Origin of the sequence: Methylotenera versatilis 301 (assembly GCF_000093025.1) — a bacterium.
Lineage (GTDB): Bacteria > Pseudomonadota > Gammaproteobacteria > Burkholderiales > Methylophilaceae > Methylotenera > Methylotenera versatilis.
The window spans coordinates 2,852,534-2,866,407 of record NC_014207.1; the positions used below are offsets into that span (position 1 = coordinate 2,852,534).

The following is a 13,874-nucleotide window of genomic DNA, read 5'->3' on the forward strand; positions in this document are numbered from 1 at the left end:
AACATCATGGCTGACATAGAACCGCACACCGCACCCCCACTCATCGACTTTCCGACTGACTTCCCAATTAAAGTGATGGGGAATACAGAGAGCCAGTTTCCCGAGACTGTGATTTTGCTTATTCAAACAATCGTGCCGACGTTCAACCCTGAAAACATTGAATCCAGAATAAGTTCTTCTGGCAAATACACCAGCCTCACCTGCACCGTGCGTGTCGAATCACAAGTGCAATTAGATGACATTTATCGCCTAATCAGTGCGCACCCACTGGTTAAATTTGCACTTTAAAACTAACACTTAATTTTTAAAAGTAATTTCACCAGACTAAAACCAATGACTGTGCAGCAACCTTTCTTAATCAGGCAGCTGGGTCTTACTGATTTTGAAACCACTTGGCATGCCATGCAAAAGTTTACGGCTGAACGCACCGAAAACACGCCCGATGAACTATGGCTAACAGAACACCCAGCCGTATACACACTGGGGCTGAATCGTAAAAATGTGCGCTTACCGATTCGCAATGATATTCCATTAGTGCATACTGACCGAGGTGGAAAGATCACTTATCACGGACCTGGTCAGCTGATTATTTACGTTCTATTTGACCTAAAACGGAATAACCTCAACATTCGAAAATTAGTGAGCCTGCTCGAAAACGCAGTCATAGAACTACTAGATAGTTTCAGTAAAAAAGCAGTCGCAAAGGCTGACGCCCCTGGCGTATATGTTGAAGAGGCTAAAATTGCCTCGCTAGGATTACGCATCAAAAATAATTGCTGTTATCATGGCTTAAGTTTAAATATAAACATGGACTTATCACCGTTCGAAGCCATAGACCCATGCGGCTATGCAGGCTTAAAAGTCACACAAACTAAAGATTTAGGCATTAACGCCAATTTTGAAGTAATAAGGGAGTTGTTACTCAACATCTTAATGAAGAATCTTGGCTCACAAAAAACTTAGCAAATGGAAATACAAATGACTGATGTAAGAACATCAAAAATCGCTGGTGTAAAAGAAATTGATAGTGCTAAAACTTCACGCATTCCTATCAAAATCATTCCGATGCCTATGCTACGCAAGCCTGAGTGGATACGCATGAAAGCACCTGATTCTGCGCGCTATCAAGAGATTAAGAAAATTCTGCGGGAGAATAATCTCCATACTGTATGTGAAGAAGCTAGTTGCCCAAACATCGGCGAATGCTTTAGTGGCGGCACTGCTACCTTTATGATTTTGGGTGATATTTGCACGCGTCGTTGTCCATTTTGCGATGTTGCGCACGGCAAACCACTGCCACCAGATGTGAACGAACCTGAGAACTTAGCACGCACGATTGCCCAAATGAAGCTCAAGTACGTTGTGATTACCAGCGTAGACCGTGATGATTTAAAAGATGGTGGCGCGCAACACTTTGTAGATTGTATACGGGCCGTGCGTGCGCAATCACCCAATATTAAAATTGAAATCCTTGTACCGGATTTTCGTGGTCGTTTAGATGTTGCCATGCAAATTCTGCGCAATGCACCGCCTGATGTCATGAATCACAATCTTGAGACAATTCCTCGCCTGTATAAGCAAGCAAGGCCAGGCTCGGACTATCAAAACTCATTACAGCTATTAAAAACCTTTGGCGAGATGTATCCTGATGTACCAACAAAGTCAGGCTTAATGCTAGGCTTAGGAGAAACTGACGAAGAGATTCTAGAAGTCATGGCAGATTTACGTGCACACAACGTCAGTATGTTAACCTTAGGTCAATATTTACAACCTAGCGTGCATCACTTACCTGTTATGCGCTATGTAGAACCTGCATCATTTGAAAAATTAAAAGAAAAAGCTGATGCGATGGGCTTTAATAATACGGCTAGTGGCCCCATGGTAAGAAGCAGCTATCATGCTGACGTTCAAGCGCATGAAGTCATTTAATAAGCTAGATAAAAGAAAATGCACACGTCGCGATGACAGAGTAGCCTAAACTAGATACCGAAAAGAGATTCTATGGTTCCACATTTAACAACCGCGCTCAATGGCCCTTTACTTAGCTTAGAAAAAAGCATGCTTGATGCCATGCCGAAAATCGAACATTGGTTTCGTTCACAATGGCTAGAGTACTCTTCACCATTTTATGCCAGCGTAGATTTACGCAACTCAGGCTTCAAATTAGCGCCAGTCGACACCAATCTATTCCCAGGTGGCTTTAATAATCTCAATCCTGATTTTTTACCTTTAAGTGTTCAAGCCGCAATGATTGCGGTTGAGAAGGTCTGTCCAGAAGCACATCGATTACTCATTATTCCTGAAAACCATACACGTAACACTTACTACCTACGCAATGTGGTTGAGCTTGTGAATATCATGAAGCAAGCGGGTCTTGATGTAAGAGTCGGCTCTATTTCACCGGAAATTACTGAGCCTACCAAACTAGAAACTCATGATGGTCATACGTTGCTGTTAGAGCCTGTTGTGCGTGTAGGCAATCGGATTAAACTCATCAATGCAGAGCTTGGCGACTTTGATAGCTGTGCGATTTTGCTTAACAATGACCTGTCTGCGGGTATTCCTGCAATACTTGAAAATCTTGAGCAGAATTTAATCCCGCCGCTACATGCAGGCTGGAGTACACGCCGTAAGTCGCAACACTTTGCTGCATACAACCGCGTGGCAAGTGAGTTTTCTGCCCTACTTGGTATTGATGAATGGTTATTAAACCCATATTTTGATACCTGTGGTGAAATTGACTTTCACGCCCGTACTGGTGAAGAATGCCTTGCACTTAAAGTAGAAGAGTTACTGGCAAAGATCAAAATTAAATATGCACAATACGGCGTGACGCAAGAGCCGTTTGTCATAGTCAAAGCCGATGCAGGTACTTACGGCATGGGCATTATGACGGTTAAATCACCCGATGATGTACGTGATTTGAATCGCAAAGCACGTAATAAAATGTCTGTCGTAAAAGAAGGTTTGCAAGTCTCAGAAGTGATTATTCAAGAGGGTGTTTATACCTTCGAAAGTATCAATGATGCGGTTGCAGAGCCTGTGGTGTATATGATGGACCATTTTGTGATTGGCGGATTCTACCGTGTACATACCGGTCGCGGCATAGATGAAAACCTCAATGCGCCAGGCTCACAATTTGTGCCATTAGCTTTCGAAAAGCCATGTACTACACCCGACTGCGCAGGCGCACCAGATGCAGCCCCTAATCGCTTTTATGCTTACGGCGTAGTGGCACGCTTAGCATTACTAGCCGCAGCGATTGAATTGCAAGAACAAGATCCACTTAACCAATAAAGCATGTCAATATGAAACTAGCCTTTATTTTGGATCCACTCGAGAACCTCAAAAGTTACAAAGACACCAGTTTAGGCATCATGCGTGAGGCGAGCCTGCGTGGACATGAGCTGTTTGTTAGTATGCAGCATGAGCTTTTTTTACGCGGCGCAATAGCGAGAATTAGCGCGAAGAAATTCATTTTTACTGAGCAAAGTTACACATTAGAAGCAGCGACTGAATACGCGCCAGCAGACTTTGATGGCATTATCATGCGCAAAGATCCGCCATTTGATAACGAGTATCTATACAGCACATATTTACTTGAAATTGCAGCTAATCAGGGCGCAAAGGTTTACAACAATCCTAGTGCTATCCGCAGTTGGAATGAAAAACTATCGGTTACTCGATTCCCACAATTTGCACCTGAGTTTTTAGTCACGGCCAATAACGATTTAATCAGAGAGTTTTTAAATACTCACCAAGATATAGTCGTTAAGCCACTCGATGGCATGGGCGGCAGTAGCATATTTAGGCTAAGTTTGACTGATCCCAATATCAGTGTGATACTAGAAACCATTACCGACTACGGCAAACGCACGATTATGGCACAGCGTTATTTACCAGCAATTTTGCAAGGCGATAAACGTATCATTGTGATTGATGGTGTTCCATTGCCATATTCATTGGCACGCATACCTAAAGCTGGCGAAACACGTGGTAATTTGGCCGCTGGTGGCACTGGTGTTGCGCAATTACTTAGTGAACGTGATTTAGAAATCGCCACAACGGTTGGTAAAGTACTTAAAGCTGAAGGTTTATTTCTAGTGGGCTTAGACGTGATTGGCGAGCATCTAACCGAAATCAATGTCACTAGCCCCACAGGCATGGTAGAAATCGCCAAGCAAACAACATGTAAGCCAGCGCATATTTTTATGGATACGATGGAGACTAAACATCTAATTAACTGATTAAATGAAGCCTCATTATTTACTCAGTTACTCTTACTTACTTCTTAGCCTCATTAATCTCTATGCGCTACATATTTATCTTAACTTGCTTATTACTTACCAGTTGTCTGAAAGAACCAATTTACCAAAGTCAGGGCTATATTTTTGGCACTTTGATTGACATTACAATCTATGGTGAGACTGAAGACCGTGCACATCTGCTATCTGATAAGATATTACATGATTTTCAATCATTGCATAATCGTCTACATGCATGGAAACCAATATCTGCGAATAAAGCGAGTGAATTAGGTGAGCTAAATAGCGCATTTGCGCAAGGTAACAACCCTGTCCCCATCAGTCCAGATTTAGCATCCATGCTAGCTGACATTACTACACTATCAGTAAAATCAAATGGCTTATTTAACCCAGCAATTAGTCATTTAATAGGGGTTTGGGGCTTTCAACGAGATAACTTTAGCCCAGTAAACATTGATACTGAGAAAATAAAATCTCTAGTAAAGGCAAACCCTAAGATGACGGATATTGTACTTAAAGGTAACACGGCTTACAGTAACAATCCCTCAGTAAAACTTGATCTAGGCGGATATGCCAAAGGCTATGCTCTTGATGTTGCTGCAGCTTATCTACGTGAACAGCATGTTAAAGGTGCACTCATCAACGTAGGTGGCAACATAATCGCCATTGGTCAACATGGCGATAAACCATGGCGTGTTGGCATACAACACCCCCGTGCATCCACAGCAATCGCCACTTTAGATTTGCTCGATGGCTGGGCGATTGGCACTTCAGGTGATTATCAGCGCTACTTCATGCTGGGAGGTAAACGTTACAGTCATATAATAGATCCTCGCACAGGCTACCCAACCCAGCATACACAAGCTGTTACAGTGCTTGTACCACCTCAAGCAATAGGCAAAATTCAGGCAGGTGTACTTTCAGATGTAGTGTCAAAACCTATTTTCATAGAAGCACCAGAGAATAAAAGCAAAGCCGCTCAGGCCTTTGGTATTGAAAACTACATGGTCATTGACGATAAATCACATATTTTTGTTTCGCCAAAAATGGCAGAAAAACTCCATTGGTTAGCAACAGATGTAAAATTTACTACGTTAAATAATCTGGCTCAATCCCACCCTTAAAACAGTCTTATGATAAAAATAACGAAATGCTTTAAGTTAATTTTTTCAAAAAATAAAATGCTGACTCTTGCCCTAGTGGTTTCATTGCTTGTGCATCTTTTATTATTAAGTAAGTTTGTACTAACTCTTCCAGAGCTTAACGAAGGCCAACACTCCATTGAAGTACGTTTAGTAAACGCACAAGCAATGCAAAAAATCTCGTCTCAAAGCATTCAAAAGTCATCACAAAAATCATTAGTAGAGCCAGCAGCCGCAAAGCTTAAATCTAACAAATCAGTAGTGAAAGTCTTAAGTACCATAAACGACACACCCGAACTATCGCTAGATACCTATGATGAAACAGTCACGAGTAAAATAAGTACCCTAACTACTGAACAAGTTGTGAATGAAACAGCAAAAGCACCTTCAGCTTTAGAAGTATTGATGAGTGAAGCCAAAAATGAAACTAGTGAAATGAACAAACCTACTAAAACCAACAATAATGCAAAGAAACCTGCACCGCAAGCCTATAAATATGTAGAAACAGAATTTGAGGTGCGTCACGGAAATGACCCCAGTGACATAGGTATAACTCGTATTGTCTTTAACCTTGATAAGAATCGCACTTATATCCTCACTAGAATGACTCAAACTCAAAGTCAGACCTCCCTTCTTTCTGACACATTGGCAGAGAATAGTGAAGGCATAGTCACTGATAAAGGCTTGATACCGAGCTTTTACTCTTATCAGTATGGGAAAGACCCTAAGAACTCACAAAATGTCCGTTTTGCTTGGTCAAATAGAAAATTGCAAATGCACAGCTCTAAAGCTGATAAATCGGAAGATTTAAGTACAGGAACGCAAGATTCTTTAAGCTATATGTACCAGTTTATGTTTTCGCCTCCTTTAGAAGATACTGAAATCACAATGGCAAATGGTGACAAACAAACAACCTATACCTATAGCCTACAAGGTGAAGAGGAAATATCAACAAAACTAGGCAAGCTAAACACCTTACATTTGCTAATAAGTGATGGTGAAGAAAAAACTGAGCTATGGCTAGGTGTAGATTATCAATATTTGCCAGTTAGAGTTCACACAACCGAAAAAAATGGAAGCTCCGTTGATCAAGTTGTAACCAGTATTTACACATCACTGCCTTAAGCCCTACAGTTGTTATATATCTGTGACCACAATACAGTATATGTATTCGGAATATAACGAATATAGGTAAAGTTAGAAAGTGTGTATACCATTTATACAATAAAAAACCACAGCAATATTACTGTTGCTGTGGTTCAAATTGATACCTAAGGTTGTTATGGTGCGATTAATTCCCTCCAAATGCTTCTAGTACCTAAAAACTCCCCATTTACAGGGGGGTACACATCGCAACCTGAGCCGCCAGGACAACCGTTACTTCCACCTCCATCACCCCTATCATGTCCCACAGAAAACTTACCATCAGTCGTGTTAGTAACATCGTATACAACATATATCCCAGCCATTGGCGAGGTAACCTGTGTAGAAACTAAAGTACTACTTGTTGGGTCGACAGCACCACCAGTTCTATAGTTGAATACATTTTTCCATCCTGTACCAGTTCCACATACCCCTGCTGGAGGAATCATTGTAGGTACAATTAAGGCACCTGATACCAGTAAGGCCTTTACATTTTGACGTTCTCCAGTAGTGGCGCTATTATTCAAATCTACAAACCAACCATTTTTAGATGACCAATCTACAGTATTAGTAGTAGTTACGTCTCTAGTACTGTATGTTTCTGTTAGTGTCTGCTCTACAAGAGTCGCACGTAAGCCTGTAATCGCAGACGTAACATCATTATCTTTAATTCCATAAAGAGTCTGTTGCCTAAAATTTGCAGGCAACAAATCATCAGGCTCAATGTATTTACCGGTGCCGATAAATATCACGCGTTTACTATCAATTTCGCCTAACGTAGGCGCAACGGTAATTGGTTGCGCAATACCAGGAGCTGCACCACTATACAAAGAGGTGAACTTGATCATGGTATTTGTATTTAAATCAAAGCGCCACATATCGCCTAATAGATCACCTCCATAAACATACTGCGCAACATTATTGACAAATGGGCTACTAACGAATGCAGATATTTGTGCTAATCCGCTTGGGGTAGTCGTTGTACCGCTACCTGTAGGAATTCCGCCAGAAACGAGTTCAGCACCTGTTCCAGCATCCAACACAAATAATCTTCCGCCTCCATCACCGGGAGAGGTGTTGTTGTACCCAGAGGTAACTAACACCACCCACTTATTATCAATTGCCCTTTTTGTAATAACAGGCTTACCGTAACTGTACCCCAAATTATTCCAAGTAGCCGAATCATCTGTTTCCCATAGTAAAGTAGGGGCTACACTTGGATTTGTAATGTCTAGGGCAAAATAGCCACGTCCGCCTTGACCAAAACCACTTACAAGGATTGTTTTCCATGCACCACCCACATAAACGTCTGACACAGTCATTTTCGCATTCACATAATTGGTATGATTGTTTCTATAGTCCTGATCGGCTAGCTTCCACATATTTGGCATCACTTTCGTTGGCACGTAGGCCCAACGCTCTTCACCCGTACTTGCGTCAAAAGCATGCAACATGCCGTCATTTGCGCCAACGTAAACCATCCTATCTCTTAGCGCAGTTGTAGCTAAGAAAGCCGTATATCCAGCATCTGCATAAGTAGTCTGAGACTCACCAACATACACTGGATCGGAGTCCACAATATCTCCTAAAACAGCAGTGCGTTGTCGATATAAGCGGTTATCACCAGTTGTGGCTGGAGGAACATTAAGGTTATTAGAAGGTCGCCTATCATACTTAGTTTGACCTCGAAGATAATCAACTAAACTTGCACCGCCTACTTGACTTAATTGATAAGCATTATAGTCAGCCCATTGACTTAAGCCGTGTAGATTTGCCGAGTTGAAAAACGCCTGTTGGGTACCTGTTAAATTAGCATACTTAAACGGTTGCAAACTTCCACTCACATTAGCATAAATAGTGCGTGTATCCGAATTTAGCCCCACCTTTGTACTGAGACCTGATGTTGCGTTTGGTGTACATGCGGGCGTAACACTTGTCTCATTCTCTACACACCAAACAGCGCCTAAGCTTAAAGCGCCATCACCTGCGATAGTACGAGCAAATAAATTACCAGTCCAAGTTCCCGTTACATATCTAGCGCTATAAGCGTAATTATCGCCGGCCACTGGTGTGTTATTACTTAAAGAGGTTGCTGAACCAGTACCAACTGCATCACTGAGCGTTGCCAAGGTTCCACCAATACCAGTAATGACCTGTTGCGGGTTTCTTGCACTAAAATAAGTGCCGTGACCGTTCACAGCAGCATGCCATAGATCATCTACGGTGGCTCGCTCAAGTGCTGTAAACGTTGTGTCTCCATTATCAGGACCAGGTTGTGGCCAACTCGTTGTACCACTAGTTAAGTCAGCATAATCGCCAACTGTAGTTGTTTTATAATTGGTCGAGTTTAACAAACCATCCACACCTAAGCCTAAAGTATAGGTTGTCATGTGCTGTGATGTTTTAGCATCATCTCCTGTCGCTTTAACATCATCCAAACACACATCCGTTCCTAATGCTCCAGTACAATTGACAGGCACATTGGTTGGGCTGCGAAGATCTGTTTCATAATAATACTGAGCCACGTCGGCTAAAGTGTCAGGGATATTTAATGCATCACGTTGTGGTCGTGCTGTGGGTGCTCCATCTTGGTCACCCACAGCACTTCCATCAATTTTTTGACCTGCAGGGCCATTCCAATACCCATCAGTAGTCAGTAAGGTATAGTTTTTTTGACATGAGTACTGCACTGGGTCGTCTGCTACTGCAGTAAACCCTGTAATCGGCTTTTTGCCTGAGTAAATTCTACCTACTGTACCCAACACATCACGTAATGAAGTGCCGCCTGCTGGCCACCTGCTATACAAACTCTTAAACCAATTTTCCTTTTGGAAATTCGTCCCTGTAATAAAGTCTCTAATAGGTATATAGTTACCTGCCGTGTTGTAGTCTTCAACAGTAATTAATCCAACACGATAATTTTCATCCAAAGTATCAAAAGTGCGTCCTACAGCACTTTTCATTAATTGCATACGGGTTTTATAATATGCATACCAGTTTGCAATGTTAGTCATTTCCTCAGCATATGTACAAGTACTACCTAAACAGTCGCTGCGATCTGCACTTTTAGCATAACTTGTAACTGTAGGTTTAACATCAACTCGCTCAAATAAACCATATCTTGCAAATCGATAATCTGAAGCTCCTGTACCTGTATAAACACCTTGGCAAGCAGCCGCATTTGGCGAGGTACTCATATCGGTCGCCTGTGCCTGCGTTTTGCAATAACGCACATAAGCTGGCTCAGTGTATGCCCCCGATGGTGCAGTTGCCATAACGCAATTATTCAACTTAGCCGAATTACAATACTCAATAGCGCGAACGTTATAATAAAATGGGTTAGAAAATTGGTACGTCTCACCAAAAGCATAGACATCTGCCACAGGGTTATCCGTGGTAAGTTTAGCTACGCCATCTTGATGCAATACGTTAGCCAAGTAAAAATTAGTTTTTGAAGGGCTAGTCACTCCACCATCGGAGGTATTTGGGTACGGATACGGATAGCGAGGTGAAGAGTTTGTCACACTGCTAGTGTTTGCAGGTGTATTGTGCATACAACGAGTAGACTCATGCCAAAGTCTATCGCTTGTATAGGCAGCGGGTCTATCAGGTGTGTCACAGTAGACCATTTCTTCCCATTTTTTGAAATCAAAAGTACCATCTGGCGCTTTGTAAGTATTGTTACAAGTCAGAAGGTTAGTTCCTGCAGCATTACAAGCTGTTCCATTTGCGTTTGTTATTGGATCTCCACTAGCATTAAGTCTGGTACCATCTATCCGAACATTAGCCCAGTTTGAAGTATAAGCCGATGTCATAGAAGGCAATCTATTGCCAGGAGATGCTGTCCCCAAGCCAACTAGTGTCGGTTTGGGTGGTGGCACATACTCAACACTAGGGTCATAGAACAAACTTTGCACTTTAGCTGCGACTAGTGGAGGCTCATTGTTATAACATTTTGTATCGTCGCTCTGAAGCACTATGCGAGCATCAGCAATCTCTGCCGCAGTTAAAGCACCAGCAGGTGCACCAGGAGCGATATCAACTTCCAAACTATTTTCACCAGTAGTACCATTAGTACATGACACAAACGTACCAACTGGCGTATCCGCAGGGTCATACCAGTAGCAACTAGTGCTAGCAGTTGAAGTCACTCCGCCTGATGCAGTTTCAAGGAAACCACCACCACGATTATAATTTGTAGTAGTACTGCCACTATTTGCGGGTGCTGCAGTAGTCACTTTACAACCGTTAGTATCTTTACGATCACGTATATAACAACTAGCACTTGGTGTTGCGGTTACGCCTGAAGCATTGACAACAAACCCCCCGCCCAAATTAAGATCAGTCGTTGTATTGCCACTATTTGCAGGTAGCGCAGCTGGTACTGCACACCCATTTGTTGGCGCAACAGGTGGATCAGACAAAGGATTACCTGAATTATATGCAACTACACCAACCTTGTCTGGGGCAACAACACTTGGATTTGTCTCATTAACCTTATAAGGCGAATTTACTGTGAGTGTAGTAGTGTAAACTTCAGTTCCACTAATACAGCCAGTAGTAGTACCATTTTTTGCTTTAATTTTATATACACCAGAATACTCAGGCTTGCCCGGTATAGCTAAATAAACAAGATTACCGTTACTAAAGCCACTGCTTGGCTGAATAGCGAGGCGCGTTGTCGGTCTACTAGGAAAAGCAGCTGTCGGACCAACAGTCAAATTAGTAATTGCTGTTCCAGATTTGTTTTTCATAGCAGCTTTACATTGTGCCGCATCATCCAACGTATCGTTAGCAAGACTTTTATTCATGCTTTGCGATGTGTCAAAGACAAACATCAGGTTGGGTTTAATAGTACCCGCAGCTTTGCCTAAGGGCTTATCTGCAAGCACGGGTAAGGCTGAGAATACACTTGCAGGAAACATAGCCAGTGAGGCTAGTAAGCTTGCCGTTAAGCTAGCTTTCATCAAAATGCGCTTATATTGAGGTATGCGCGCGCATTGATTGAAAAAGTGTTGAGTTAATGAGTTTGTCATGATATCGATCCTGCTCAATATAACGTTCATAAATAATGTTTAGAAAGCAAATGTTTGTATATAGCTCGTGGTGTTCTTTGGGCCGACCACTTTGACCGTAATACGATAAACTATCTGCTTGGTCGGCAGAGACTTTACCTTCTGCACACCAGACTCCTTAGGATTTGGATCTGGACCTGGCGAAAAAAGGCAGTTTGTTAATCTTTTGTCATAACTATTCGTATTAATACCCTGTTGAGTGCACATACGCTGTATTACGTAAGTAATAGTGTTACCTTGCGTGTCTGTCATATCTGCTAAACCACTAGCATCCACTAGTGCTTTAGCATCTAAATGCGGCGCTACATCTGCGGTAGCATAATATCCATTAACCGCCAAATCAGTATTAAGTGAATTGGCATTCTTAGTTTTAAGCCAAGTAATGGCATTCTCTACACCACGGTCTGCCGACAACATGCTAGATTGCTTGAACGACAAATTACCCGCAATTAAGCTATTGGTATCTACTGAGCGGATTAACGCTACTGCCGCAAGCGACATCACCACTAGAGCGATAAGGGCAAAAAACAGTACGACACCTTTTTGATTTTGATTATTTTTACATGATTGCCTATGCGTAATCGCTCTAGCGCAAATCTTGTCAAAACTACTATTAGAGAAAACCATCATAACCGCGCTTTCGTCCACATCATATTTCTCAATGGGATAATGGTTTCATAAACTTTATATCGGTACTGATTCCAATTGGCTGTATTTGACAGGTCAATCACTGGGGCTGCTGATGGATTGAGAGGAGCGGCTGAAGTTGCATCCCAAGCGCAAACACCTGTAGGATTGGCAGCTGTTACAGAGCTGCATGCAAAAGAAACCGCGGGTAATTTTTCAAGTAAACCATTGCGTGCCACTACAGAGATACGCACAGCTTTAATACAGTTTCGGTTAGCATTAGCTGTGTCACAGGTCACACTAGTAATTCCTGGCGCAGCCCAAGCACCAGTAGCATTTACCCAGCGTGCAATTTGATTTCCATTTACACCGTTAGGGCTAGCCGATATGCCGTACTGCGCCTGTATATTCACAATCCCCGCAACAACAGGAATACCGTTCCGAGTAAGTTCATTATTAGCACTCAATGTATAAGTAAATTCGTTCCACGTGCCCAGACAAGCCAAGTTGGTTTTTGATGGATTTATATTAGAGGCATTGAGCAAGGTGATCTTCTGAGGATTTGCGGCTAAGTTTGCTGCCGTATCATTTACCATTGTCATTCTGCAATCACCCGCGCCAGTTGTTAGGTTCATTAAATAAACAACATCATTACTGGCACAAGCCATATTAGTATCAACCGTTACAACCGCACCAGTCACCACGCTCGCCAACACGGGAATACCCGCGTTTGGAGAAGTACCGTAGCGAACGGTAATAGTATCGCTATCAGTTGCCAATGCACCGTTTGTAATTTCAATCGGTATTGTACTGATGTTAGGAGTTGCAGCATTGCCATCATGGTCGAAACTTGTCGTGGCACACTTTAATGGCATATTATCTCTATCAAAAAGAGGCAAGCCAAATCCTGCAAGTTGCAAATCTCTTTGCATGGTATACAAAGCCACACTACCGCTAGTTTGGGCATCAGATGTACCAGAGGTGGTGCGTTTTTGCCCTTCAAAGACAGAGTATATTTGCATAATCACCAGCGTCGCTAGTAAACCTATGACCAAACCAACCATGAGTTCAATTAAACTAAAACCCGTTTGATTAAAACTTTTTTGTTGACCATGCTGATTAATTTGACGCATATTATCTTGCCCCGACAATATTAGCATTTGTCGAAAAGTTATGCTGAGGTTCACCAGGGGCTTGCCAAGTCACCGTTACCGTCACTTCATCCGGTACTAATGCATTGAACGCCGTGGTTCTCAGCCCATTAGGCAAGTCTGGCACGGCGGTATTAACTTCGGCATAAGCTGCTGACAATGCCGCTGGAGTATCTTTTGCATCAGTCCACATCATTGCAACTCTACGCTGCGCAATTACACTGGCATCAGACCTGTTTTTGGCTTCCGAGGCGCCCTTAAGCATAAAACCCTGCAAGCCAGCTAATGCTAAAATTCCCATAGAAAATATTAACAATGCAATAAGTGACTCTAGCAGCGCTATACCATGCTGACGTTTTTTTTGACTTGAAATTACTTTATATCGTCTAGTATTCATCATACTATTTCCCTAATTAACACTTACGTGGATCAGAAGCTGACAAACCTGAGTACGGATCACACGCGCGACCT

General features: G+C 42.3%; 11 protein-coding genes. 7 read left to right on the forward strand and 4 right to left on the reverse strand.

The features are described 5' to 3' along the window. Positions 1-6 precede the first annotated feature (6 nt). The 7 genes from M301_RS13140 to M301_RS13170 all read left to right on the forward strand — a co-directional run bounded on the left by M301_RS13140 (position 7) and on the right by M301_RS13170 (position 6,532). Entirely contained in the window at positions 7-288 is a 282-nt protein-coding gene (locus M301_RS13140) for a YbeD family protein (RefSeq protein ID WP_013149273.1), read from the forward strand. Between the two features lie 45 nt (positions 289-333). Beyond that, positions 334-963: a lipoyl(octanoyl) transferase LipB gene (lipB, locus tag M301_RS13145; RefSeq protein WP_013149274.1), complete on the forward strand. Its 630-nt coding sequence runs from the start codon at positions 334-336 to the stop codon at positions 961-963. A 15-nt stretch (positions 964-978) separates the two neighbouring features. Further along, the gene (lipA, locus tag M301_RS13150) at positions 979-1,929 is read left to right on the forward strand and encodes a lipoyl synthase (protein WP_013149275.1); all 951 of its coding nucleotides are present in this window, start codon (positions 979-981) and stop codon (positions 1,927-1,929) included. Positions 1,930-2,001: 72 nt separating this feature from the next. Next, positions 2,002-3,297: a glutamate--cysteine ligase gene (gshA, locus tag M301_RS13155; protein WP_013149276.1), complete on the forward strand. Its 1,296-nt coding sequence runs from the start codon at positions 2,002-2,004 to the stop codon at positions 3,295-3,297. Between the two features lie 11 nt (positions 3,298-3,308). Beyond that, positions 3,309-4,247 (forward strand): glutathione synthase, encoded by a 939-nt coding sequence (gene gshB / locus M301_RS13160; RefSeq protein WP_013149277.1) that lies wholly within the window; start codon positions 3,309-3,311, stop codon positions 4,245-4,247. A gap of 152 nt (positions 4,248-4,399) precedes the next feature. Beyond that, positions 4,400-5,389 (forward strand): FAD:protein FMN transferase, encoded by a 990-nt coding sequence (locus M301_RS13165; protein WP_238524645.1) that lies wholly within the window; start codon positions 4,400-4,402, stop codon positions 5,387-5,389. 9 nt (positions 5,390-5,398) lie between these two features. Further along, positions 5,399-6,532, forward strand: coding sequence for a DUF3108 domain-containing protein (locus M301_RS13170; protein WP_041359522.1), 1,134 nt, complete (start codon positions 5,399-5,401; stop codon positions 6,530-6,532). 155 nt (positions 6,533-6,687) lie between these two features. Here the strand turns inward: M301_RS13170 and M301_RS14320 are convergent, their stop codons facing one another. From M301_RS14320 to M301_RS13190, 4 genes are read right to left on the reverse strand one after another with little or no spacing between them, the layout of a single operon-like run. Next, complete coding sequence (locus M301_RS14320) at positions 6,688-11,586, reverse strand: PilC beta-propeller domain-containing protein (protein ID WP_013149280.1); 4,899 nt, start codon at positions 11,584-11,586, stop codon at positions 6,688-6,690. A 39-nt stretch (positions 11,587-11,625) separates the two neighbouring features. After that, a complete protein-coding gene (locus M301_RS13180; RefSeq protein ID WP_049769985.1) occupies positions 11,626-12,255 on the reverse strand; it encodes a pilus assembly PilX family protein in 630 nt (209 codons plus the stop codon). Continuing rightward, positions 12,252-13,385, reverse strand: coding sequence for a PilW family protein (locus M301_RS13185; protein ID WP_013149282.1), 1,134 nt, complete (start codon positions 13,383-13,385; stop codon positions 12,252-12,254). Before M301_RS13185 ends, M301_RS13180 begins: the two co-directional genes overlap by 4 nt. Before the next feature lies 1 nt (position 13,386). Then, positions 13,387-13,803 (reverse strand): type IV pilus modification PilV family protein, encoded by a 417-nt coding sequence (locus M301_RS13190; RefSeq protein ID WP_013149283.1) that lies wholly within the window; start codon positions 13,801-13,803, stop codon positions 13,387-13,389. Positions 13,804-13,874 lie beyond the last annotated feature (71 nt).